Source organism: Acetatifactor aquisgranensis, assembly GCF_943193215.1.
Taxonomy (GTDB): Bacteria; Bacillota; Clostridia; order Lachnospirales; family Lachnospiraceae; genus Acetatifactor; species Acetatifactor aquisgranensis.
Map to the genome: position 1 here is coordinate 22,229 of NZ_CALPDH010000026.1, position 23,652 is coordinate 45,880.

17 protein-coding genes, 1 other RNA gene and 1 pseudogene are annotated in these 23,652 nt (G+C 54.7%); 16 read left to right on the forward strand and 3 right to left on the reverse strand.

Going from position 1 to position 23,652, the window contains the following annotated elements; translation table 11 throughout:
- Positions 1-91 precede the first annotated feature (91 nt).
- The 12 genes from NFS35_RS20245 (at position 92) to NFS35_RS29400 (ending at position 15,868) form a co-directional block, all read left to right on the forward strand.
- Positions 92-1,921 (forward strand): ABC transporter ATP-binding protein, encoded by a 1,830-nt coding sequence (locus NFS35_RS20245; protein ID WP_251208895.1) that lies wholly within the window; start codon positions 92-94, stop codon positions 1,919-1,921.
- Complete coding sequence (locus tag NFS35_RS20250; RefSeq protein ID WP_251208896.1) at positions 1,918-3,708, forward strand: ABC transporter ATP-binding protein; 1,791 nt, start codon at positions 1,918-1,920, stop codon at positions 3,706-3,708. Before NFS35_RS20245 ends, NFS35_RS20250 begins: the two co-directional genes overlap by 4 nt.
- Positions 3,709-3,906: 198 nt before the next feature.
- Positions 3,907-5,442 carry a peptidoglycan recognition family protein gene (locus tag NFS35_RS20255; RefSeq protein WP_251208897.1) on the forward strand — a complete coding sequence of 512 codons (1,536 nt, stop codon included), beginning with the start codon at positions 3,907-3,909 and terminating at the stop codon, positions 5,440-5,442.
- 70 nt (positions 5,443-5,512) lie between these two features.
- Complete coding sequence (rpe, locus tag NFS35_RS20260; protein WP_251208898.1) at positions 5,513-6,163, forward strand: ribulose-phosphate 3-epimerase; 651 nt, start codon at positions 5,513-5,515, stop codon at positions 6,161-6,163.
- Positions 6,164-6,173: 10 nt separating this feature from the next.
- On the forward strand, positions 6,174-6,932 hold the full coding sequence (locus tag NFS35_RS20265) for a hypothetical protein (protein WP_251208899.1): 759 nt from the start codon (positions 6,174-6,176) through the stop codon (positions 6,930-6,932).
- Positions 6,933-7,249: 317 nt separating this feature from the next.
- Positions 7,250-9,247: a methionine--tRNA ligase gene (metG, locus tag NFS35_RS20270; protein WP_251208900.1), complete on the forward strand. Its 1,998-nt coding sequence runs from the start codon at positions 7,250-7,252 to the stop codon at positions 9,245-9,247.
- A gap of 31 nt (positions 9,248-9,278) precedes the next feature.
- The gene (locus NFS35_RS20275; protein WP_251208901.1) at positions 9,279-10,220 is read left to right on the forward strand and encodes an alpha/beta fold hydrolase; all 942 of its coding nucleotides are present in this window, start codon (positions 9,279-9,281) and stop codon (positions 10,218-10,220) included.
- A gap of 76 nt (positions 10,221-10,296) precedes the next feature.
- The gene (locus NFS35_RS20280) at positions 10,297-10,782 is read left to right on the forward strand and encodes a GNAT family N-acetyltransferase (protein WP_251208902.1); all 486 of its coding nucleotides are present in this window, start codon (positions 10,297-10,299) and stop codon (positions 10,780-10,782) included.
- Between the two features lie 18 nt (positions 10,783-10,800).
- Positions 10,801-11,550: a YesL family protein gene (locus NFS35_RS20285; RefSeq protein WP_251208903.1), complete on the forward strand. Its 750-nt coding sequence runs from the start codon at positions 10,801-10,803 to the stop codon at positions 11,548-11,550.
- 231 nt (positions 11,551-11,781) lie between these two features.
- Positions 11,782-12,897 carry an ABC transporter ATP-binding protein gene (locus tag NFS35_RS20290; protein WP_251208904.1) on the forward strand — a complete coding sequence of 372 codons (1,116 nt, stop codon included), beginning with the start codon at positions 11,782-11,784 and terminating at the stop codon, positions 12,895-12,897.
- Between the two features lie 107 nt (positions 12,898-13,004).
- The gene (locus NFS35_RS20295; protein ID WP_251208905.1) at positions 13,005-14,093 is read left to right on the forward strand and encodes a PucR family transcriptional regulator; all 1,089 of its coding nucleotides are present in this window, start codon (positions 13,005-13,007) and stop codon (positions 14,091-14,093) included.
- A 173-nt stretch (positions 14,094-14,266) separates the two neighbouring features.
- Positions 14,267-15,868, forward strand: a complete 1,602-nt coding sequence (locus NFS35_RS29400; protein WP_330640381.1) for a DUF6128 domain-containing protein — start codon at positions 14,267-14,269, stop codon at positions 15,866-15,868.
- An 8-nt stretch (positions 15,869-15,876) separates the two neighbouring features.
- On the opposite strand, the gene NFS35_RS20305 is transcribed toward NFS35_RS29400, so the two are convergent.
- Both NFS35_RS20305 and ffs read right to left on the reverse strand, forming a co-directional pair.
- Positions 15,877-16,809: a radical SAM protein gene (locus tag NFS35_RS20305; RefSeq protein ID WP_408629647.1), complete on the reverse strand. Its 933-nt coding sequence runs from the start codon at positions 16,807-16,809 to the stop codon at positions 15,877-15,879.
- A gap of 83 nt (positions 16,810-16,892) precedes the next feature.
- Positions 16,893-17,102, reverse strand: an RNA gene (ffs, locus tag NFS35_RS20310) — signal recognition particle sRNA large type.
- Positions 17,103-17,261: 159 nt separating this feature from the next.
- Between ffs and NFS35_RS20315 the strand changes: the two genes are divergently transcribed.
- The 3 genes and pseudogenes from NFS35_RS20315 to NFS35_RS20325 all read left to right on the forward strand — a co-directional run bounded on the left by NFS35_RS20315 (position 17,262) and on the right by NFS35_RS20325 (position 19,910).
- A complete protein-coding gene (locus NFS35_RS20315; RefSeq protein WP_251208907.1) occupies positions 17,262-17,933 on the forward strand; it encodes an SGNH/GDSL hydrolase family protein in 672 nt (223 codons plus the stop codon).
- Between the two features lie 105 nt (positions 17,934-18,038).
- Positions 18,039-18,536: pseudogene (locus NFS35_RS20320) on the forward strand (flavin reductase family protein); the annotation flags it as partial.
- Positions 18,537-18,632: 96 nt separating this feature from the next.
- Positions 18,633-19,910, forward strand: a complete 1,278-nt coding sequence (locus NFS35_RS20325) for a lysophospholipid acyltransferase family protein (RefSeq protein WP_251208908.1) — start codon at positions 18,633-18,635, stop codon at positions 19,908-19,910.
- A gap of 67 nt (positions 19,911-19,977) precedes the next feature.
- Here NFS35_RS20325 and tadA read toward each other — a convergent pair whose 3' ends face one another.
- The gene (gene tadA, locus NFS35_RS20330; protein ID WP_251208909.1) at positions 19,978-20,499 is read right to left on the reverse strand and encodes a tRNA adenosine(34) deaminase TadA; all 522 of its coding nucleotides are present in this window, start codon (positions 20,497-20,499) and stop codon (positions 19,978-19,980) included.
- 162 nt (positions 20,500-20,661) lie between these two features.
- Between tadA and NFS35_RS29110 the strand changes: the two genes are divergently transcribed.
- A complete protein-coding gene (locus tag NFS35_RS29110) occupies positions 20,662-23,415 on the forward strand; it encodes a glycosyl hydrolase (protein WP_275564719.1) in 2,754 nt (917 codons plus the stop codon).
- Positions 23,416-23,652 lie beyond the last annotated feature (237 nt).

Consider the following 23,652-nt stretch of genomic DNA (forward strand, 5'->3'; position numbering starts at 1 on the left):
CGGAGACAAAAACGGGGAATTGGAGGACAAGTTGGATTTTTCCCTCTCCGGGCGCTATAATGATAGACAGCTTGGAAAGGGGTGTGCATCTATGAAAAAAGAAATTAAGGGGACGGCGGCTCAGACGCTGAAGAACAATGGCTATATTATGGGATTCGCATGGCGCATCTGCCCCGGCCGGGTGCTTTTCACAGGGATTTACCATGGGCTGGACAGGTTTGAATATCTCTTCTTTTCCGGATATTTCATGAAGAAGGTGCTGTCCCTTATAGAAGGCAGCGCCGGCTTTTTGGAGGTGCTCTTTTTCGCGCTGGCCACGGCAGGGCTGTTCGGCGTCATATTCCTGTTCAACAGCTGGTATGACAACTATCTGGTCCCGGTGACAGATGTGAGGATTTACCGGGGGCTTTATCATGCTCTGTACCAAAAGGCGGGCAACGCCGATCTCTCCTGCTTTGAGGACAGCGACTTCTATAATCGCTACATGCTGGCCATGGCCGACAGCGATAAACGGCTGATCCAGACAATCGACAATGTGTGGCAGATTCTGATGGGGACGGTGGCAGTGGCGGTTTCCTGGGTGATGATGTTCCGGATTGACCGCTTTGTGGTATTTTTCGTGCTGGCCCCCATCATCGGCAACTTTGTGTTCGCCAATGCCTTAAATAAGCTTGCCTATCGGATTTACGAGGAATCCGTAGTCTTCCGCCGGATTGCCGACTATGTGAACCGCGTCATCCACTTGGCCGATTATGCCAAGGAGCTGCGCATGACGGACATCTTCCGGGTGATGGAGAAAAAGCATGAGGATGCCCGGGAAGGCATCACAAAGACCCTGGACAGATATCTGGTGAAAAATGTCCTGCTTGGGTGGGGTTATCTCTATTTTACCTTTGTGATTATTTTCGAGGGCGTGATCTTCTATGGGGCATACCGCACGATGGTGTCGAAAACCATGCCTTTTTCGGAATTTGCGATACTTACTACACTGATGACTTCCGTCTCCTGGATTCTGATCGGCTATACGAAAGCTTTTCTGGAAAGCATGAAAAACAGCCTTTTCATTCAGAATCTCCGGGATTTCCTGGCGTATGAGCCCGCGATTCCGGAAGACGCCCAGGGCATCATGCCGGACAGGGAGGTTCACAGCCTGGAATTCGACAATGTGAGCTTTGCCTATAAGTCCGGCAGGGTGGCGCTGAAGAACATCAGCTTCACTTTAAAGGAAAACGAGGCCTGCGCGCTGGTGGGGTACAATGGGGCGGGCAAGTCCACCCTGATAAAGCTGCTCCTGCGCTTTTACGACCCCACGTCGGGGGAGATCCGGGTCAATGGCATCAATATCAAAGAGTACAACCTGAAAGCCTATCGGAGCCTGTTCGCCGCGGCGTTCCAGGACGGGAAAATCTTTGCCCGCAGCATCCGGGACAACCTGACCATGGGGCGGGAGGAGAGCAGCAGCCTGCAGGACGCCCTCCTGAGGGCGGGGATATGGCCTGTGGTGGAGAAATGCCCTGAGGGCATGGATACCGTCCTGACCAGGGAATTCGATGCAAAGGGAGCCGTCTTTTCCGGCGGCCAGACCCAAAAGCTGGTGGCGGCCAGGGCTTTTTGCCAGGACACCCCTGTCCGGATCTTCGATGAGCCCTCCAGCGCCTTGGATCCCATTGCGGAGCATGAGCTTATGGAAAACATTAAGAGGGACAGCGCCGGGAGAATGCTCCTTTTGATTTCCCACAGGTTGTCCTGTGTGCAGGACATGGAAAAGATTATCGTCCTGAAGGACGGGCGGATTTCGGAGCAGGGAACCCACGGGCAGCTGATGGCGGCAGAGGGGGAATACGCGGCGCTTTACCGGATGCAGGCGAGGCAGTATAAGATAGAGAGCGCCTCGGCCATGGAAGGAGGGACATCACGATGAAAAAGCAGCTTTCCAACCAGCTCTGGCTGCTTGCGTTCTGCATGAAGACATCGCCAAAGCTGATGGTGTTCAATCTGTTCATACCTGTAGAACAGAGCGTCTTTGTTTTCTTTGAATACACGATTTGGATCGGATACAATTTAAATGCGGTGGAAAACGGCGCGCCTTTTTCCCAGGTGGCGCTTCTCACGCTGGGGGTCTTCCTGGCCTATCTGGTTCATCAGCTTGTGGACAGCGTATATTATCAGTGGGCCTTTGAGCGCCTGAAGCCCATTTTGACCTTTCAGCTCCGCAGGCAGATTTACGAAAAAGCCAAGTCCATGGATCTGTCCTGCTATGACGATCCGGAATTCTACAATGACTTTGTGCTTTCCACCACCCAGGCGGACCAGTGCATCGAGCGGTTCATGAATGACGGAAGGGATTTTGTCTCCACCCTCACGGTCTGCATTCTGTATTTCTCCTATCTGCTGTCCATGGATACGGCAGGGTTGATTCTGGCCCTCGCCTGCAGCCTGCTCAGACTTTGGGCAGGTAAGGCCTATTTCAGGCTCCAGGAGAAGGCCAGGCTGGAAAAGCTTCCCCTGGAGCGGGAACGGGATTACCAGCATCGGCTGTTCTATCTCCACGACTATGCCAAGGAGCTGCGCCTCCATCCGGAGATGAGCCGGCTGGCCCTGGGGGACTTCGACCGATGCAATGCAAGGATGAACGCCGTGAACAGGAAGTATGGCCCCAGGCTGTGTTTTTTGGGATTTGTACAGGCATACCTGCCCAAATACTTCATGCTTTACGCCGTGTACCTGCCTTTCCTGCTCTATCGGGCCATGATCCGGCAGAGCATTTCGCTGAGCCTGGTGGTCATCCTGCTGGCCGCGGTCCGCAGGATGATCGGACGCTCGGGAGACCTGGTGAAATGTATTCCCGGCTTTGCCTACAACGGTGCTTTCATTGAAAAGATACGGCGGTTCCTTTTCTTTGAGCCGAAGATTGTAAGCGGGGAGAAAGAGGTGGAGGGAGGCTTTCGGAGTCTGGCCCTTTCCCATGTGAGCTTTTCCTACGGCGGGGGACGGGATACGCTTCGCGACATCGATTTGGAGATTCGGAAAGGGCAGAAGGTCGCGCTGGTAGGGTATAACGGCGCCGGGAAGACTACGCTGGTGAAGCTCCTCATGCGGCTCTATGATCCCGACAGCGGAGCGATTCTGCGCAACGGACAGGATATCCGGGATTTAAGGCTGTCCGATTACCGAAAGGGGATCGGCGCGGTTTTCCAGGATTATAAGATTTATGCCGCGACGCTCAGGGAGAATGTGGTGATGGACTTGTGCACCGGAGAAAAACGGGAGACCTATGAAGTGGAGCGTGCGCTGGACCGGGCGAAGTTCGACATTTCGGAAAGGAAACTGAAATATCAGATTGAGACGCCCCTTACCACGGAGTTTGAAAAGGACGGCGTGAACCTGTCCGGCGGCGAGAGCCAAAAGGTGGCTATTGCCAGGACCCTTTACAGAGGGCATGAGCTGATCATCATGGACGAGCCATCCAGCGCCCTGGATCCAGCCTCCGAATATCGTCTGAACCAGGAGCTGCACAGGATTTCTGAAGACAAGACTGTGATATTTATCTCCCACCGCCTTGCAACTGCCCGGGACGCTGACTGCATATATATGATGAAGGAAGGGAGGATTGTGGAGAAAGGGACACATGAGCAGCTCCTTGCCCTTGGCGGCGAATACAGCCGGATGTGGGAGCTGCAGGCCGGAGCCTATATATTCGGTGATTAAAGCTTGCACACAAACCGGATAAACGGCATGACTTGCTGTGTATGATGGCTGGCAGAAATTAGATGCCGTTTATATAGCAAGGATGGAAGAGAGGAAATTTTGTAGAATTGATAGGATACCGAAACAAAAATGATACATCTCCGGTTTATCATTGGTTTCACATAAGACATAGTGAAACAGATTTGGCGAGGTGGAGAGATGGTAAGGCAGGGCGGTAGTGCACAGAAGAGAGCGGATTATGAAGAGACCGGGGCCAGGCGCAACCCCTATCTGGTGGATTATGAGAGACGGCAGAGCAGGGCCGTGCGGGGGGCGGATGGCAGGGCTCCCGGGGAGGCTGGCTATGGCGGCAGGGCGGATGAGGCCCGCAGGCCTATTGCCTATGGCAGCCGGATGGCGGAGGGGCGCAGGCCTGTCTCCGATGAAGGCACTGTGGCCGCAGGCAGCGGATCTGCCTTGGACGTCCGCGTGCCCCCTGACAGGCAGATGCCCGATGAGGGATGGATGCCGGAAGAGGAATATCTGCCAAGTCGGCCTGTCAGGACGGCTGGTACGGCGGGAAGGGCCGGGAGCGGCTCCGGGCGTGAGGTGACGGCGGACATGTTTGGCGGCTATGGAGGCCGGGAGCCTGTCAGAAAGGGGAAGATAGTGCAGGTGCCGATTCCTGACAGCAGGGATCGGAAACGCAGGCCGCCGGAGGGGCGCACCAGACAGCGGCAGCAGGAAACCTCTGCCCGGCTGAGGGAATTTTCTGAGAGGGACAGGGGCTTTTTGCCTCAGGAGGAGCATCGCCGTCCGGAATCCCGCCTGAGCCAAAAGCCCAAGGGCACGGCGGATTCCCGCGCTTTCGTGCCCATAGACCGCGGCATGCGCCGGGAAGCCGGACGCGGGACAGCAGGGCAGAAGGGGGACATATCGCGGCAGTACAGGGAAGAGTGCCGGAAAACCATGACAAGACAGCCCGACCGGGAGCGTGGGAGGAGCATGCCGCGCCGGCGCAATGCCGCCGCCCTGCACGCCGCCCCCAGGCAGAGCAGAAGGCAGCGCGTCCTCATGCAGCGCCTCCTCTTGGGAGCATGGGTGCTCTGCATCTTTTTATTCGCGGGATTCTTCGCCCTGAAAAATCATCTGGCAAATGCCGAGGAAAGAAATGCCCTGCCCGTATCCGGCGGTGCGGAGGCCGACGGACAGGCCGAGCAGCCTGCGGGAACCTTTGTGCAGGGAATCCCGGCGGATGATTTCGCGAAGCATCCCGAGTGGACAGAGGATTTCCTGACGCCCAACGAATATTCCCGCCCCGGCGAGCCCCTGGAGTCCGTGGAGAACGTCTTTGTCCACTACACAGCCAATCCCGGCACCAGCGCCGCCCAGAACCGCAGCTATTTCGAGTGGCAGAAGGATACCCATGAAGCCAGCGTCAGCGCCCACTTCGTCATCGGCTACGAGGGAGAGATCATTCAGTGCGTGCCCTTAGACGAAATCGCCTATGCCGTGATGACCCGCAACTATGACTCCGTCTCCATCGAGTGCTGCTATCTGGCGGAGGACGGATCGTTCACCCAGGAGACCTACGATTCCCTGATTTCCCTGCTGGCCTGGCTCACGGACATCTATGGCCTGGATTCCGAGGATATCCTGCGCCATTATGACTGCGGCGGGAAAAAATGTCCTCTTTATTACACGGAACATGAGGATGCCTGGGAACAATTGAAAAAGGACGTGGACAAGCTGTAGAATCTCTGCTAAAATAGACCGTGCAAAAGCATGCGGAGCCCTGTTCGGGCAGGAGTTGGGGAGAAAGAAGATGAACATTCTATCGCCGTCTATTTTAGCAGCGGATTTCAGCAGACTTGGAGAGCAGATTCGGGAAGTGGAGCACGCGGGAGCACGGTATCTGCACATTGATGTGATGGATGGAGTCTTTGTGCCGGACATTTCTTTCGGAATGCCGGTCATATTGTCCATCCGAAAGTGCTCTGACATTTTTTTTGACGTACATCTGATGATTGACAGGCCGGAGCGGTATATCAAGGAATTCGCCGACTGCGGGGCCAATCTGATTAATTTCCATATAGAGGCCACGGAAGACGTGGTGGGAACCATACAGAAGATTCGTTTCCTGGGCAAAAAGGCAGGCATCACAATCAGCCCCGAGACCCCGGCAAAGGCGGTGGAGCCTTATCTGAAGCTGGTGGACATGGTGCTGGTCATGACAGTGAAGCCGGGTTTCGGCGGCCAGAAGCTGATGCCGGAATGCCTGGACAAGGTGCGGGAAGTGCGCGCTATGGTGGATGAGAGAGGACTGAGGACAGATATCGAAGTGGACGGCGGCATCCGGGCGGACAATGTGGGGCTGGCCCTGGAGGCGGGAGCCAATGTGATAGTGTCGGGATCCGCAGTGTTTCAGAATAATATTACGGAAAATGTGACTCGTTTCCTGGAGAAAATGTGTTAGGGGGGCAGCGATGGATTTTCATGGAATCAGCGGGGGAGAGCACAGCGCACAGGCTCATCATATAACCAAATGTATGCATGACCACTCCCATTACAAGATGGAGGCGGACGTGTCAAAGGCAGCTGCCTCCGCGGCGAAAGCCCAGAATCAGCAGGTGGCTGAGCAGCAGGGCGAGGGACAGCTGTCCCTGTCGGCCTGGCTGGACAATCAGCTGGGCAAGGGCAGGGGAATGCTGCGGCGTTTCTGGAGCGGCAGCGAGACCGGCGCGGCAGGGGAGGCAGGCGGCAGGACGGGCCAGGAGCAGGTGCTGGCACAGATAAGCGACAGCAAAGAGGCTTCCGATACTGCCAGCCAGAGCGTGGACACGGCAGTGACGGACGGGCGGCAGATGGAAGCTTCCCAGGCAGTGCATGTATCCCGGGCCGCACAGGCGGCTGCCCCGGCGGCACAGCCCCGGACACAGGAGGCTGCCGATGTGGCGGCAGTGCAGGAAGACGATGGCCAGAAAGGGAATCTGTGGAGCAGGATGCGTGTCCGCTTCAAGGATATCACAGGACAGCTTGCCGGGCATCTAAGGGGGAATGCCTCCAAATATGAGGCAAGACGTCCTTTTCAGGCAAAGCAGAAAAATGTCAGGGAGGAGCCCCGCAGGGAGGTGAAATCCAGAAGGGACGCAGTGCAGATCAGCACCTACCATGTGGAGGAGAGCTACCTGCTGGATTCCTATGACAGAAAGGGAGGATACAGCAAGATTTCCACAAAAAAATAGTTATTGACAGTCATCCTTGTTATGTGTTACCGTTATGTATTAGGAAGAAAAACGAGGTGACAGGGATTTTCCGCCGTCTCCTGCGCGGGGCAGGCGGAGAAAGTATCATCACGGGCATATGAGCTCGTCTTCTGGTGCATGAAAGGCTGGGGGGCGGGCTTTTTTGAATCTGCAGCGCGGACAGGCTTCTGCGGGTAATGGCCGGATAAATGGCGCGGCGGAAAGCAGACCTGCCAAAACAGGCAGATTCGGCGTACAGGCTGTCTGCGGCGGGATTGCGCAGGATGCCCTCGGGAATCAATGAGAGGAGATTGGAAATGGAAGACAGGGAAAAATACTATCTTACGACGGCCATCGCCTATACTTCAGGCAAGCCGCACATCGGCAACAACTATGAGATTGTGCTGGCGGACAGCATCGCGCGTTTCAAGAGAAAGGAAGGCTGCGATGTCTTTTTCCAGACCGGCACGGACGAGCATGGACAGAAAATCGAGCTGAAAGCCCAGGAGGCCGGCGTGACTCCCAAGGAATTCGTGGACAATGCGGCGGGCATCATCCAGGGCATGTGCGATATGCTGAATATTTCCTATGACAAATTCATCCGCACCACGGACGATTACCATGAGAGACAGGTGCAGAAGATCTTCAAGCGGATGTACAATCAGGGCGACATCTACAAGGGGGCCTACGAGGGGATGTACTGTACCCCCTGCGAGTCCTTCTGGACGGAATCCCAGCTGGTGGACGGCAAGTGCCCGGACTGCGGCAGGGAGGTGAAGCCCGCCAGGGAGGAGGCCTACTTCTTCCGTATGAGCAAATACGCGGACAGGCTGATAAAGCATATCAACGAGCATCCTGAGTTCATCCAGCCCGTATCCCGCAAGAATGAGATGATGAACAATTTCCTGCTGCCGGGGCTCCAGGATTTGTGCGTGTCCAGGACTTCTTTCAAATGGGGGATTCCCGTGGACTTCGACCCGGGGCATGTGGTGTATGTGTGGCTGGACGCGCTGACCAACTATATCACCGGCATCGGTTATGACGCGGAGGGGAACAGCACAGAGCAGTACAAAAAGCTCTGGCCTGCGGATCTGCACCTGATCGGAAAGGATATCATCCGCTTCCATACCATTTACTGGCCCATTTTCCTGATGGCCCTGGACGAGCCGCTGCCGAAGCAGATTTTCGGCCATCCATGGCTTCTGATGAACAGCAGCAAGATGAGCAAGTCCAGGGGGAATGTGCTCTACGCGGACGACCTGGTGGACTTTTTCGGCGTGGACGCGGTGCGCTACTATGTGCTCCATGAGATGCCCTTTGAGAATGACGGCAATGCTACCTGGGAGCTGATTGCGGAGCGCACCAATTCCGACCTGGCCAATACTTTGGGGAACTTGGTGAACCGCACCATCTCCATGAGCAATAAATATTTCGGCGGCGTGGTGGCGGACAAGGGCGCCGTGGACCAGGCCCTGGATGGGGACCTGAAGGCCGTGGTCACCGCAACCTACGGGAAAGTGAAGGAAAAAATGGCGCAGCTGCGGGTGGCGGACTCCCTGACGGAGATCTTCGGCATCTTCAAGCGCTGCAACAAATATATCGACGAGACGGAGCCCTGGATCCTGGCAAAGGACGAGGCCAAAGCGGACAGGCTTTCCACGGTGCTCTACAACCTGGTGGAGGGAATCTGCATCGGCGCTTCCCTGCTGGAGCCCTATATGCCGGAGACCGCTGGGAAAATTGCCGCTCAATTGAACACGAATCTGCGGGGATTCGACCAGCTGGAGACTTTCGGTTTGTATGAGAGCGGCAGCAAGGTCACGGACAAGCCGGAGATTCTGTTCGCAAGGCTGGATATGAAAGAAGTGGAGAAGAAAGACGAGGAGATGGCGGCAGCCATGGCGGCGCAGGAGAGCGCGGAAACCGCCGGAACCGGAGCGGCTGACGGCCCCGAGACGGCCGCTGACGTAATCGACATAGAACCCAAGGCGGAAATCGGTTTTGAGGATTTTGAGAAATTGCAGTTCCAGGTAGGGGAGATCATCGCCTGCGAGGCAGTGCCCAAGTCCAAGAAACTGCTCTGCAGCCAGGTGAAAATCGGCAGCCAGGTGAAGCAGATCGTGTCCGGCATCAAGGCGCATTATTCTCCCGAGGAGATGGTGGGCAAGAAAGTGATGGTGCTGGTGAACTTAAAACCTGCAAAGCTGGCCGGCGTGCTTTCCGAGGGGATGCTTCTGTGCGCGGAGGACGCGTCAGGGAAACTGGCGCTGATGACGCCTGAGAAAGAGATGCCCGCAGGCGCAGAAATCTGTTAACATTTCCTGTAAAATGAGGTATACTGTCAGTATGGTAAAAGAAGAATTCTATTTTGACTCCCGGGACGGGGAGAGCAGGATTCACGCGGTCCGCTACCGGCCGGAGGACACGGAAAAAATCTGCTGCGTCCTCCAGGTAGTGCACGGCATGGCGGAGTATGCGGAGCGGTATGAGGAATTTGCGGAATATCTGACAGCCCGGGGCTTCGTGGTGACCGGGGACGATCACCTGGGCCATGGAAAATCAGTGGGGGAGAAAGGGAAACAGGGGTATTTCTGCGAGCAGGATCCCGCCACTGTCCTGGTGAGGGATGAGCACCGGCTGAAGAAGCTGACGCAGGAGCTTTATCCCCACGTGCCCTATGTGATTATGGGACACAGTATGGGCTCTTTCATCGCCCGCAATTACATCTGCCGGTACGGAACCGGGATAGATGCCGCGGTCATCATGGGCACAGGAATGCAGCCCATGGCAGTGCTGCTGGCGGCAAGGCTTTTGGCGGGGATACAGAAACTCTTCTGCGGCTCCCGCCATGTGAGCAAATTGATAGATAAGATGGCTTTCGGCGGTTACGGCAGGAAAATCGGGAATCCGCGGACGCCATGGGACTGGCTGAGCCGGGACGAGAAGCGGGTGGATCAATATATCGCTGACCCCATGTGCGGCTTTACGTTCACGGTGAACGGCTTTGACGCGCTGTTCACATTGGTGAGCAGGCTCCACAGCCAGGAGAATCTGAAAGCGGTTCCAAAGAATCTGCCGGTATTCATGGTGTCAGGGGATGCTGATCCGGTGGGCGACTATGGAAAGGGCGTGCGCAAGGCCTGCGACTCTCTGGCGGCGGCCGGGCTTGAGGATATCAGCCTGAAGCTGTATGAGGGCGGGAGGCATGAACTGCTGAATGAGACCAACCGGGCAGAAGTCATGGAGGATATTCTGGAATGGGTGCAAAGTAAGGTTCTGAAGCAATAGAATCCACGGCTTAAGGCGGGCTGTTGCCGCGAATCAGACCGCGCCGTGACGAGGCATCTATGGAGCAGCGAAATCGATGGATATGAGGAGTCTGCAGAGACAGTATCAGGTCAGGTGGGCGAAAAAAGAGGAATGGGTGCCCGCCGTGGAGATGATCTGGCGCACGTTTCTGCAATATGAAGGAAAAGAATATCCCCGGGAGGGCGTAGAGCATTTTTTTGACTTCATCACGGGTTTTGGACTGTATGAGTCTTTCCTGGAGGGGAAGTATCGGCTGATGGTGGCAGTGGACGACGACAGGATAATCGGCGCGGGCACTGTCAGGGACAAAAATCACTTGTCGCTGCTGTTCGTGGACGCGGCCTATCACTACAGAGGCGTCGGAAGCTCGATTCTTAAGAAGCTATGTGATTATCTGAAAAACGAGGCGGGGGAACGGTACATGTCATTGGAAGCGGCGTCCGCAGCCGTAAATTTCTACAGAAAACAGGGGTTCCGCGCTGTGCGGCCCGAGATGGAGATCTCAGGCATACGGTTGACGCCCATGGAAAAAGTCTTTTAAGACAGGAGGAAAATGTTTATGAAACTCTTTAATCTGGATAGCCCGTTGATGCAGTTCCTGAATAAGGTGGCCGATCTGATGTGGCTGAATATCCTGACTTTGTTCTTCTGTATCCCGATTATCACCGTGGGCCCGGCCCTGACCGCCCTGCACTATATGGCGCTGAAGATAGCGAGAGACGAGGAGTGCTACATCACGAAGGACTATTTTAAATCCTTTAAACTGAATCTCCGCCAGGGAATTATAATCTGGCTGATTGAGCTGGTGGTGGTCATGCTCCTGGTGGGAGATTTCTTCATCATCCGCAATTCCACCATAGATTTCGGACAGCCCATGAAGATTATCCTGGCAGTGGTGGCAGTGATAGTGCTGTTCACGTTCACTTTCGTCTATCCCGTGCTGTCCAAGTTCGACAACACAGTCATGCGCACAATCAAGAATGCGTTCTTCATCGGAATCCTGCAGTTCCCCAAGACGATTCTGATGATGATTCTGTCCGTGGTACCGGCGGCGCTTTTCATTCTGGCCCCCCAGATCATACCGGTGGTGTTCCTGTTCGGCTTCTCGGCCCCTGCCTGGGCCTCCGCGAAGCTGTACAACAAATTCTTCCAGAAGCTGGAGGACAAGATGAACGGAGTGGATGAAGCCGAGGGGGAAGAGGGCGCGGAGAACCTGGAGAATCCGGAGGAGGACGAAAGGATATTCAAGGACGAGCTGGACGAGAGCATCCAGGAAGAGCCGCTGCGCATTGGAGAAGGACAGGATTGAAGCTGTGCATTTTGACTAAGACAATGGCAATAAAGTGTACAAAATAACAAAAGTGACAAAAAATCCGCATGTTTATAAGCATTTTAGATGTTTTGCCCAAAAAACTTTGTGGAATAGTGGTATGGCGTAAAAACCTATTTTTCGCTATACTAAGTACAGGGTGAAGCGATGCGGGGGCATCGTTAAAACTAGAATAAAGAAACCATGCAAACGTGAAAGGAGTTTTCTATTATGGCAAGTTTATCTTTGAAGAATGTCTGTAAGGTGTATCCTAACGGCTTCGAAGCGGTTAAGGATTTCAATCTGGAAATCGCAGATAAGGAATTCATCATCTTCGTAGGACCTTCCGGATGTGGTAAGTCTACTACCCTCCGTATGATCGCTGGTCTGGAAGACATTTCCTCCGGTGAGCTGAAGATTGGTGACAGGGTTGTAAATGATGTAGAGCCTAAGGACCGTGATATCGCAATGGTATTCCAGAACTACGCTCTGTATCCTCATATGTCCGTGTACGACAATATGGCATTCGGTCTGAAGCTGAGGAAAGTTCCCAAGGATCAGATCGACAAGATGGTTAAAGAAGCTGCCAAGATTCTTGACCTGACTCCTCTCCTTGACCGTAAGCCGAAGGCTCTGTCCGGCGGTCAGAGACAGCGTGTTGCCATGGGCCGTGCTATCGTACGTAATCCTAAGGTGTTCCTGATGGATGAGCCTCTGTCCAACCTGGATGCTAAGCTGCGCGTACAGATGCGTGTTGAGATTTCCAAGCTGCATCAGAGACTGGGCACCACCATCATCTACGTTACACATGACCAGACCGAGGCTATGACGCTTGGTACCAGAATCGTCGTTATGAAGGACGGTGTCATCCAGCAGGTTGATACCCCTCAGAATCTGTATCAGAAGCCCCAGAACCTGTTCGTTGCAGGATTCATGGGATCTCCTCAGATGAACTTCCTGGATGCCAAGGTTAAGGTTTCCGGCAATACTGCAAGCCTTGAAATCGCTGGCAAGAGCATTCCTCTTCCTGAGGCGAAGTCCAAGAAAGTTATCGCCGGCGGCTATGATGGAAAGACTGTTACATTCGGTATCCGTCCTGAGGATATCTATGACAGCGAGGAGTTCCTTGCAAAATGCGATCCTAAGACCATATTCGAATCATCCGTCAGAGTTTACGAGCTGCTTGGTGCAGAAGTTTACCTGTACTTTGATTTGGAGGAGTTCCCCATCACTGCTAGAGTGGATCCCCGCACCACATCGAGACCTGGCGACAAGATTAGATTCGCATTCGACATCGATAAGATTCATGTATTCGATAAAGAGACCGAGCAGGTTATCACGAACTAGTATGAGCAACATAAGGGGGTGTCGGCAACGGCACCCCTTTTTTCTTAAAAAAGACAGAAAATACCAGCCTGATTGGTGTGACCGCTAAGGGGCAGATGGGAGATAACATGATTTCAAGTCAGACGATTCAGACCAGTATAGATGAACTGAAAGCTATCACGAAAGTGGATTTATGTGTCTATGACCTTTCGGGCACGCCGGTGGCATCCACGACGACACAGCTTGACATTACCGCGGATTTGGTCAGTGGATTTGCATATTCCCCTGCAGACAGCCAGGTGATTGGCGCCCATCATCTGCTGAAGATTATGGACGAGGGAGAGCTTCTGTACATTTTGGTTGCAAAAGGGTCCGGCGAGGATGTATACATGGTAGGGAAGATTGCAGTGTGCCAGCTGCAGAATCTTATCATCGCATATAAGGAGAGATTCGACAGGAACAATTTCTTTCAGAATCTCCTGCTGGACAACCTGCTTCTGGTGGATATCTACAACAGGGCCAAGAAGCTTCACATAGAAGTGGCAGTGCCCAGGGCGGTCTTCCTGGTGGAGACCAAGCTGGAGAAGGACGGCGTGGTGATGGAGCTTCTTAAGGGGATGTTCTCCAGCCATGCCGGAGATTATATCACGGCGGTGGACGAGAGCAGCGTCATCCTGATTAAGGCGCTGGAGCCGGATTATACCAATGACACACTGCTTGAGGTGGCGGATGTCATCGTGGATATGATGAACGCTGAGGCTATGCTGAACGTGAAAGTGGCTATCGGCACGGTGGTTCAGGAGCTGAAAGATGTGTCCAAATCCTACAAAGAGGCAAAGATGGCATTGGATGTGGGCAAGATATTCTACGCGGAGAAGAATGTGGTGGCGTATAATACGCTGGGCATCGGACGGTTGATATATCAGCTGCCGGTGAACCTGTGCAGGATTTTCATCGACGAGATCTTTGGCGACAATGTGCCCTATGATCTGGACGATGAGACCCTTACCACAATCAATAAGTTTTTTGAGAACAACCTGAATGTGTCCGAGACCTCCAGGCAGCTGTTCGTGCACAGGAATACGCTGGTGTACCGTATCGAGAAGCTTCAGAAGAGCATGGGGCTGGATTTACGCAATTTCGATGATGCATTGACGTTCAAGATCGCGCTGATGGTAGTGAATTACATGAAATATCTGGACAGCATTGATTATTAAGAATCCGTAGGATTCTTTGGGATCCGCAGGATTCTTTGGGATCCGCAGGATTCCATGACATCTTGGGACGAGATTTGCCCGATTAGGAATAAGTGAGACAACCCTCCGAATATATTGAATGGAGAAGCCATCTTTGGATGGAAGAGACCATCAATAGATTCGGGGGATTTTTTATGTTGTATGAGAAGAAAGTGAAGTATCTGGATTACTATGAGGGGGGAATGCGTGTCAGAGGAGGCGGCTTTGCAAAGCTGGAAGTGAGGGACGGGACGCTGCGGATGGAACTGTTGGTGACCGGGCTGCACCATACGGATACTTTCGCCCGGGATGTGGTGCTCTGCGGCACAGGGCGGGAGGAAGCTGCCGGAAAGATAGAGATTGCGGCAGGAAGAGGGAAGTTTGGGCATTTGTGGAGGAATCTGGAGGATATCGGCGGCACGGGGATAGGCTATGAGGAACTTAGCGGGATTCGCGTTCCGCTGGGGGGAGGGAGAGAGATTTCCGGCAAATGGCAGGGGAGACCGCAAGAGAAGAGGGAGATTAGGCGGCAGGAGGAGAGAGAGGCCGGGCAGCAGGAGAGAAAAGAAAGCAGCGGGCAGAAACGGGAGGCCGTCGGATTGGAAAAGGACGGCCTTAGCCAAACAGCAGATGATGCTGAGAAAGCTATATTTTCAGAGGACATGGGCGGAGGCAGCGTGACTGGGGGGATAGCAGAGACAGGAAGAGATGAGGCGGCTTTTTCTGGAGATGTAATCGGAAATGGAAGAGCTGCGGAAGATAGCCTTGCGGAAGAGGCGAATCATGAAAAATTTGTCGAAAATGCAGCAGTCAGGAAAAGCCGGGCTATAGGGGAGGCGATTGAGGAGGATACTGTGCCGGCAGACGTGGAGAGAACAAAGGCTGACCTGCGCAGAGCGGAAAAGAGCCCGATGAAGAATTCTGCAAGAGACGGCACACAAAGACGAAACGGAACCGAACTGCAGGGCAGCAGCTTGGAGGATACGGCAGGCAGGAATACGGCATACAGCATGGGAAATGCAGCAGGCAGCATAGGAAATACGGCATACAGCATGGGAAATGCAGCAGGCAGTATAGGAAATACGGCATACGGCACGAGAAATGCAGCAGGCCGCATGGAAAGAGGCTGGGAGAAGAGCGAGGGTATGGCAGAGGGTATGCGACGTACAAAAAGGAACGGCTACAGAGAGCCGACTTTGTCTGGCCGTCAGGAGACTGACAAGAAGAGGGCGGACGACAAACTCGGAGGAATATCCGCGGACTGGAAAAGTCGCAGCGCCGGGAGAGAAGCCAGGGAAATAGTGGACCGTGTCAACAATTCCGGAAAAAGGGCTGCGGAACGGGAAGACCGCGAGAGGAGGCAAAGCGCAAATTCCGCAGAGTCCCGGAAAAAGCCGGTGAAGCTTATGGAGGACAAGTGGTCACAGCTCTGGGCAATCTATCCGCACATCCGCCCCTTTCAGGACGCGCGGGAGTATATTTCCTTAGGCCCTTCTGATTTCGTGCTGTTCCCGGAGGCTTCCTATAAGTCTGTGAACAACAGCTTCCTGCTCCACGGCTATTACAATTATCAGCATCTTCTTCTGGCCAGAGTAGAGCAAAAAGGAGAGTACGCCTATTACATAGGGGTGCCGGGAAATTTCTACGAAAAGGAAAAGCAGGTAGCCATCATGTTCGGCTTCGAGAGCTTTGAATGCGCCGAGGAACCTGCGCAGCCCGGGGATTTCGGATATTATATGATGCGGACGGAAATCTGACATAAAAACTAAAGCCCCTCGCCGTTGAAAGCCGGAATAAAGCTTTCCGCAGCCGTGCCGCCCTCCTGCATGTAGCCCGTCTCGATGCCGATTCTGTCCGCGAAATCCAGCACCCGGGCATACTCCTCCTCTGTCACCGGACGAAGCAGCGGAGAGTGGGCAAGTTCCGGAATCTGCTTCAGATGTTCCAGAGGGGTATACTGGTTCATGATACTGACATAGATGTCATTTCCGTATGTGTCATGGAGATGGCGCAGCACCCTCTTGGAATCCCCCGCGCAGCCGGGGAGCAGCAGATGGCGTACAATGACGCCTTTTTTCATCAGCCCGCTGTCCGGGGACAGGACAGGTCTGCCCACCTGCCGGAACATCTCCGCAATCGCCGCCGCAGCCTTTTCAAAATAGTCCGGGGCATGGGAATAAAGGGCGGAAATCCGGGGGGAATGGTACTTTAAATCCGGCAGATAGATGTCCACAAGCCCCTCCAGCATGCGCAGGGAAGAGACTTCCTCATAGCCGGAACTATTGTATACCACAGGAAGGGAGAGCCCCTCTTTCTTGGCCATGGAAAGGGCCAGAGAGATTTGGGGCAGGAAATGGCCGGCTGTGACCAGATTGATATTGACGGCCCCTTTGCCCTGAAGCTCCAGAAAAATCCGGGCCAGCCGTTCCAGGGACAGGGGGCGTCCGCTTTTCCCCAGGGCGATATCATGATTCTGGCAGAAGACACACTGCAGGCTGCAGCCGGAGAAGAACACCGCGCCGGATCCGCGGCTGCCGCAGATGCAGGGCTCCTCCCAGAAATGCAGGGCGGCCCTGGCCGCGGCGATTTCGGCACCCTGGCCGCAGAAGCCTGTTTTTCCCGAAAACCGGTCTGCATGGCAGCGTCTGGGGCAGAGGGCGCAGTCCTGCATTATCCGATTGACTGTCTTAAGGGCCATTTCCATAAGCGCATCTCCTTCATCTTCTCTAAAGGTCTATGGGTCATATCTTATTTTCTGCCGGGAATAACTTTCCCAATCTGCCATGTACGCAAAAACCGCACCCCTTCAAGGCCGGTACAGCTCCACCCGGCTGCCTTGCGGCACATGAGAGGTTCCGTTTAGTGCTGCTTTGTTCCCAACCTGACACGATTCACGGATTCCCATTGCGCAAGACCGAATTTCATCACTGTACCGAACCTTGAAGAGGTACGGCATTTTCAGTATAGCCGAAGCTGAGAGGGTTGTCAAGGATAAAATTTTTCAGCCAGGGCTGTTTCAGAAAGTTTTCCAGCCTGCTCCCGGCTCATCTTTCCATCCGGTTTCTGTTGACTTTTCGGGTTCGATAAAGTAAGCTGTTAGTATAGCATTTGGAAAACAATATTTACCAAATGAGAAAAGAGGAGTCGGAAATGATTTTTGAGGATATGGACAGAATCGTGTTCGCCGGCGATTCAGTGACGGATATGGGCAGCGCCCAGCCGGTGGGAGAGGGGCTGTTTGAAAACCTGGGCACGGGATATGTGCGGATTATCGATAATTTACTGGCGGCCTGCTATCCGGAGCGGAAAATCCGGGTGACGAATTCCGGAATCTCCGGTAACACCAGCCGGGATCTGCTGGCAAGGTTTCAGAGGGATGTGGTGGATCTGAAGCCTGACTGGGTCTCCATCTGCATCGGCATCAATGACGTGTGGAGGCAGTTCGACTCCCCGGCCATACCGGATGAACAGGTCATGCCGGAGGAGTATGAGCAGAATGTGGAGCAGATGATTCTGCAGGTAAAGGGAAAGGTGAAAGGTATCTTTCTGCTCTCTCCCTATTACATGGAGCCCAACCGGGAAGACGCCATGCGCAGCAGAATGGACGAGTATGTGGCTGTCTGTGCCCGGCTTGCCCAGAAACATGGCTGTATATTCGTAGATTTCCAGCAGATGTATGAGGACTACTGCAAGATACGCCATTCCACTTTTATCGCCTGGGACAGAGTGCATCCCAACCGGGTAGGGGCCACGCTGATGGCCAGGGCATTTCTGGAAAAATGCGAATTTGACTATAATCATGGAAACGGAGAGGTTCACTGAAATCCCGGCTGTGGGGATAGGGGAATTTCATCCGGGGAGAACAGGCAGCAGAGGAGAGACAGAAAATATCGTAAGGAACGCGGAAAAGAGAGGAGACAGGAAATCATGAACAAAAGCGCATTTTATCAATTATCTTACGGAGTCTATGTAGTCAGCACCTGGGACAAGGGCAGGGCCACCGGCTGCACGGCCAACAGCGCCATGCAGATTACTTCCGAGCCCGCCACGATCGCGGTGAGCATCAACCATGACAACTACACCAACCAGTGCATCCAGGACACCGGGAAGTTCGCCATCTCCATCCTTGGCGAGAATTCAAAGCCCGGCATCATAGGCACTTTCGGCTTCAAGAGCGGCAGGGACAACGACAAATTTGACGAAGTGGACTATGCCGTAAAGGGGTTTCTGCCGGTAGTGACCGATGCCTGCGCCTATATTACCTGCGAGGTCATCGACAAGATGGAGACCTCCACCCATACCGTATTTTTGGGAAAAGTGCTGGATGCGGACATCCTGAAGAAAGACACGCCTATGACCTATTCGTACTATCATAATGTAATCAAGGGGAAGAGCCCGAAGAACGCGCCTACTTATATAGCCGAGTAGGCGGCGGAACCGAGACAGCCGTGCGCTGAATTGAACTTCTCCTGGATGAAAAGGGGCGTCCCATAAAGGTACGGGATGTGATGAGGGGGTTACATGAAGATAAAGATAAAGGATATGGCGATTGAGGAGGTTCTGGCGCGCCCTGTGGGGCTCCACCGGAGCCCTGTGAGGCCTGCGCGGATTTTCCGGCTGCTGTTGAAGCTGCTGTCCCTGCCGGATTTGCGGGCCACACATTTCACCCACAGGGAAATCGGCATGGAGCGGCTGGGAAAGGGGGAGCCCTGCCTGATCCTGATGAACCACTCCAGCTTCATCGACCCGAAGATCGCGGCCGCCATCCTTTATCCCAGGCCGTTCAATATTGTGTGCACCTCCGACGGCTTTGTGGGGAAGAACTGGCTCATGCGGGCCATCGGCTGTATCCCCACGAAGAAATTTGTCACGGACATGGGACTGGTGCGGGATATGCTGTTCGCGCTGAAAAAACTGAAAAGCAGCGTGCTGATGTTCCCGGAGGCCAGCTACAGCTTTGACGGCATGGCCACGCCCCTGCCGGACAGCCTGGGGAAATGCCTGAAGATACTGGGGGGCCCGGTGGTGATGATTCGCACCTACGGCGCTTTTGCCAGAGATCCCCTGTACAATAACCTGAAGCTGCGGAAAGTGGACGTGTCCGCGGACATGGAATATCTTCTGTCCCCGGAGGAAATCCGGAGCAAATCCGCGAAAGAACTGAATGCACTGATACAGGAGAAATTCTCCTTTGATAATTTCCGCTGGCAGCAGGAGAATGGAATCCGCATCGGGGAAGCTTTCCGGGCCGACTGCCTGAACCGGGTCCTGTACAAATGCCCTCACTGCGGCACGGAGGGGCAGATGCTGGGCCAGGGGAGCAGAATCCGCTGCGGGAACTGTGGGAAAGCCTATGAGCTGACGGAATATGGCTTCCTGCAGGCCGTGGAGGGAGAGACGGAGTTTCCGCATATTCCCGACTGGTACCGCTGGGAGCGGGATAGCGTGCGGAAAGAGCTGGAGGAAGGCACCTATCTGCTGGACGTGCCTGTGGATATCTGTATGATGGTGGATACGAAAAGCATCTATCGGGTGGGGAAGGGGCGGCTGCGCCACACGGCGGAGGGCTTTCGCCTGATTGGCTGCGATGGGAAACTGGACTATGCGCAGAAGCCAGGGGCTTCTTATAGTCTGTATTCGGACTATTACTGGTACGAGGTGGGGGATGTGATCTGCATCGGCAATGGGGATGTGCTGTATTACTGCTTCCCCACAGAAGGCGGCGATGTGGTGGCCAAGACCAGGCTGGCCGCGGAAGAACTCTACAAGATGGGAAAGCAGGCCAGAAGAAAGGATTGACAGGAAAGCATTATCGGAGGAAGAAGTGTGCTCTGCAAAGGAGAGGCAGGGCTTCATCGGAGAGCGCCTAGGGCTTTTGGACATTTTCCGGAAGCTCGCGGCGCTTTTCCTTTTCCAGTTTATTCCGGGCCCGCAGATTCGCGAAAAAGGTCTTCAGCATTGCGCTGCACTCCTGCTCCAGCACGCCCCTGGTGACAGCGGCCTGATGGTTGAACCGGGGCATCTCCAGGATATTCAGGACAGAGCCCCCGCAGCCGGCCTTTGGGTTCATGCAGCCCATGACCACCTCGGGAATCCGGGCCTGGATGATGGCCCCGGCGCACATCTGACAGGGCTCCAGGGTGATGTAGATGGCGCACTCCTCCAGCCGCCAGTCCCCGATATATTTGCTGGCCTTTTTGATGGCGGTGATTTCTGCGTGGGAGAGCGTATTTTTGTCCGTGTTGCGCCGGTTATAGCCCCGCCCGATGATTTTTCCTTCATGGACGATGACGCAGCCGATGGGCACCTCCCCCAGAGCCAGGGCTTTCTTAGCCTGCTTCAGGGCTTCTTTCATATATTTTTCCTGAATGCTCATGACAGTGGCCATGTTTTCCCTCTCCTTTCCGGGTAAGCTTTTAATACAGTCAATTTAGAAAAAAGAGTTGACTTTCTCCTGAGATTCTATTATAAAAATACTATAATAGCTAATTTCTGAAACGTCAAGGCCGGGAAATGGTTCACGATTCCTGTGGATGGAAAAGGAGAGAGTATGAGGCAGGCAAAGAACGCGCTGTACCCGCTGTTCTGGCAGCATGGGGAGAAAGAAGAGGATCTCAGGGAGGAGATTGGCAAAATGCAGGAGGGAGGCATCGGGGGATTCATCGTGGAATCTCGTCCCCACCCGGATTTTTTGAGCTACGGCTGGTGGCGGGATCTGGATGTGATTCTGTCGGAGGCGTCGAAAAGGCAGATGGAAGTCTGGATTTTCGATGACGGCGCGTACCCCAGCGGGCTTGGGGGAGGCAAAGTGAAGGAGCTGTACCCGGAGGCCTGCAAGCGCTATATCGCAAATCGGCAGATAGATGCCATAGGGCCCATGCCGGGGGCTTCTTTCCAGATAGCGCCCTGGCTTAAGGAAGAGGAGATACTGTACAAGGTGATTGCCGCCAGGAGGGCGAACGGCAGGGAAGAACTGGATGAAGACAGCTTTGCAGACCTGACGGAAGATGTCAGGGATGGGAGACTGTACTGGGACGTGCCCGCCGGGCAGTGGCGGGTCTTCCTGTTAGTCATCACCAGGGACGGCGGCGAGGAGCACACAAGGGATTATGTCAACCCGATCAGCTATGAAGCGGTGGGGCATTTCATCGATATTGTCTATGGGGAGCACTACAGGCGCTTTGGGGATCAGTTCGGGAAGACCATCAAAGGCTTCTTCGTGGACGAGCCCCGGTTCGGGAGCACGGCCACCTATGAGAGGACGCTGGGGATAAACGGCCATGTCTATCCCTGGAGCGGGGAGGTGCCGGAACTTTTGGAGGAAGAGCTGGGAGAAAGGTGGGCCTGCTTCCTCCCGCTTCTGTGGAGCAGGGAGAATCCCCTGTGCAGGGACGTACAGTTCACCTACATGAATGTAGTATCAAGGCTGTTCGCCCGGGATTTCACCGGGCAGATCAGGGAGTGGTGCGGGAAGCATGGGGTGAAGGTCATAGGCCATGTGGTGGAGGACAATGGCGTCCATGCCAGGATAGGTTATGGGCCGGGCCACTATTTCCGCAGCATGGAGGGCTTCGACGCCGCCGGTCTGGACGTGGTGTACCAGGTCTGGCCGGAGCATAAGGACGGCTTCTTCACCACGCCTTTCGGCTATCTGGACGCGGAGTTCTTCTACTGGGGGATTTCCAAGATGGCCTCTTCCGCCGCCCATATCGATCCTGCCAAGAAAGGCATCACCATGTGCGAGATTTTCGGGGCCTACGGATGGCAGGAGGGGCTGAAGCTGATGAAATGGCTCACGGACCATGTCTGCGTCCGGGGCATCAATATGCTGGTGCCCCATGCCTTTTCCCCGAAATATCCGGATTCTGACTGTCCGCCTCATTTCTATGCAAAGGGAAAGAATCCCCAGTGGAACTATTTTCGGAAATGGGCGGACTACGCCAACAGGGTCTGCACTTTGCTCCGGGACGGAACTCACCGCGCCACGGCCGCGGTGCTATACCACGCCGAAGCAGAGTGGGGCGGCGGCTACCAGCCTTTTGAGAAAGTGGTGAGGGCGCTGGCGGAGGCTCAGATTGACTGCGACGTGCTGCCGGTGGACTGTCTGGAGCGCATTGTGGGCGCGGAAACGGCGAAAGCGTCAGACCGGATTGTGGATCCGGAGGCGGCGGGGGAGAAGGCCGGAACCGGTCAGGTGAAAGTCCGGGACGGACAACTGTGGGTGAACCAGGAGGCATATCGGGTCATCCTCATCCCCTATGCCCAGTGCCTGCCGGAGAAGCTGCTGGAGGCTTTGGACCAGGCGGCACAGGGAGGCGTGCCCGTGGTCTTCCTGGACGGCTATCCGGAGCATGTGTACTACGCGGCGGGGCTCCATGCCGTGCAGGGAGCTTTAGATGATAACCCTCTGGTGGAAGTATGCGGGCTGGACCAGATGGCGGATTGGATGAAAGGCCGTGGCTTTACGGATATCCGGGTGCGGGATGCCTGCCCTGACCTCCGTTTCCTGCACTATGAGAGGGAATGGGGAAACGTTTACTTCTTCACGAATGAAAGTCTGTGGAATACGGTGGACACGGTGGTCACGGTAAGGGAGTCCGGCGGGCTGGTATTCTATGATGCCATGGAGGATGTCCGGTATCCTCTTCTGGAGGAGATTGGGATTGACGGCGCGGACGGCACGGTGACATTTCGGCTGGTATTGGAGCCATACCAGTCCGTTTTCGTGATGCCGGAAGCCGCCGGGGAAGCGGGAGGCTTTGCGGAGATGGGAGCCACCGGGGAAACGGGAGCCTTGAACAGGGCAGAACTGTCCGGAAAGTCGGGAGAGAGGCCGATTCCCCTTGTGGACGAGGCATTTGTGGCCGCGCGGAGGGAAAAGCGCCTGGAGGGGGCCTGGAGGATATCCGTCCTGCGGGAAACCGGAGAGTACGAAGCCCTGAATGGGCTTACAGAACTCACCAACATCTCTGCAGCGGACATCCTGCCGGAGTACTCGGGGAGAATCTGCTACGAGACTTCCTTTGAGCTGGAGCCGGGCGCGGGGCCGGAGGAGGCTGGCAGGGAGGCCGTGCTGGACTTGGGCCGGGTCTGCGAAATCAGCGATGTGGAGCTGAACGGCAGACCTGTGGGGAACAAAATCTGTCCGCCCCATGTCTACAGGCTGGAATGCAGGCCCGGCAGGAATGAGCTGCGCATCATCGTGACCAATACCTTCGCGAAAGAGAAGATGGGCAATGTGTTCGACAGGGCCATGCCCCAGGAACCTTCCGGGCTGTTGGGGCCGGTGCGGCTTTACCTGTGAGGGCCGGAAATTTCTTTTCCGCTGCCCTGTGTATAAAAGGATGGGCAGGGCAAAGAAATGTACGCAGCATGATATCCGGTCTGAGCGTGTTTTCATCCGACGGCAGATTGACGTCACCCTTGCGGAACGCGGATATGAGTTATCTGATGACCATACAAAACAGCTTTACTTATGAGATTGGAATATGATAATATATCTTTATTGACAGGAGACGGCCAAACGGCCATGACATCCAAA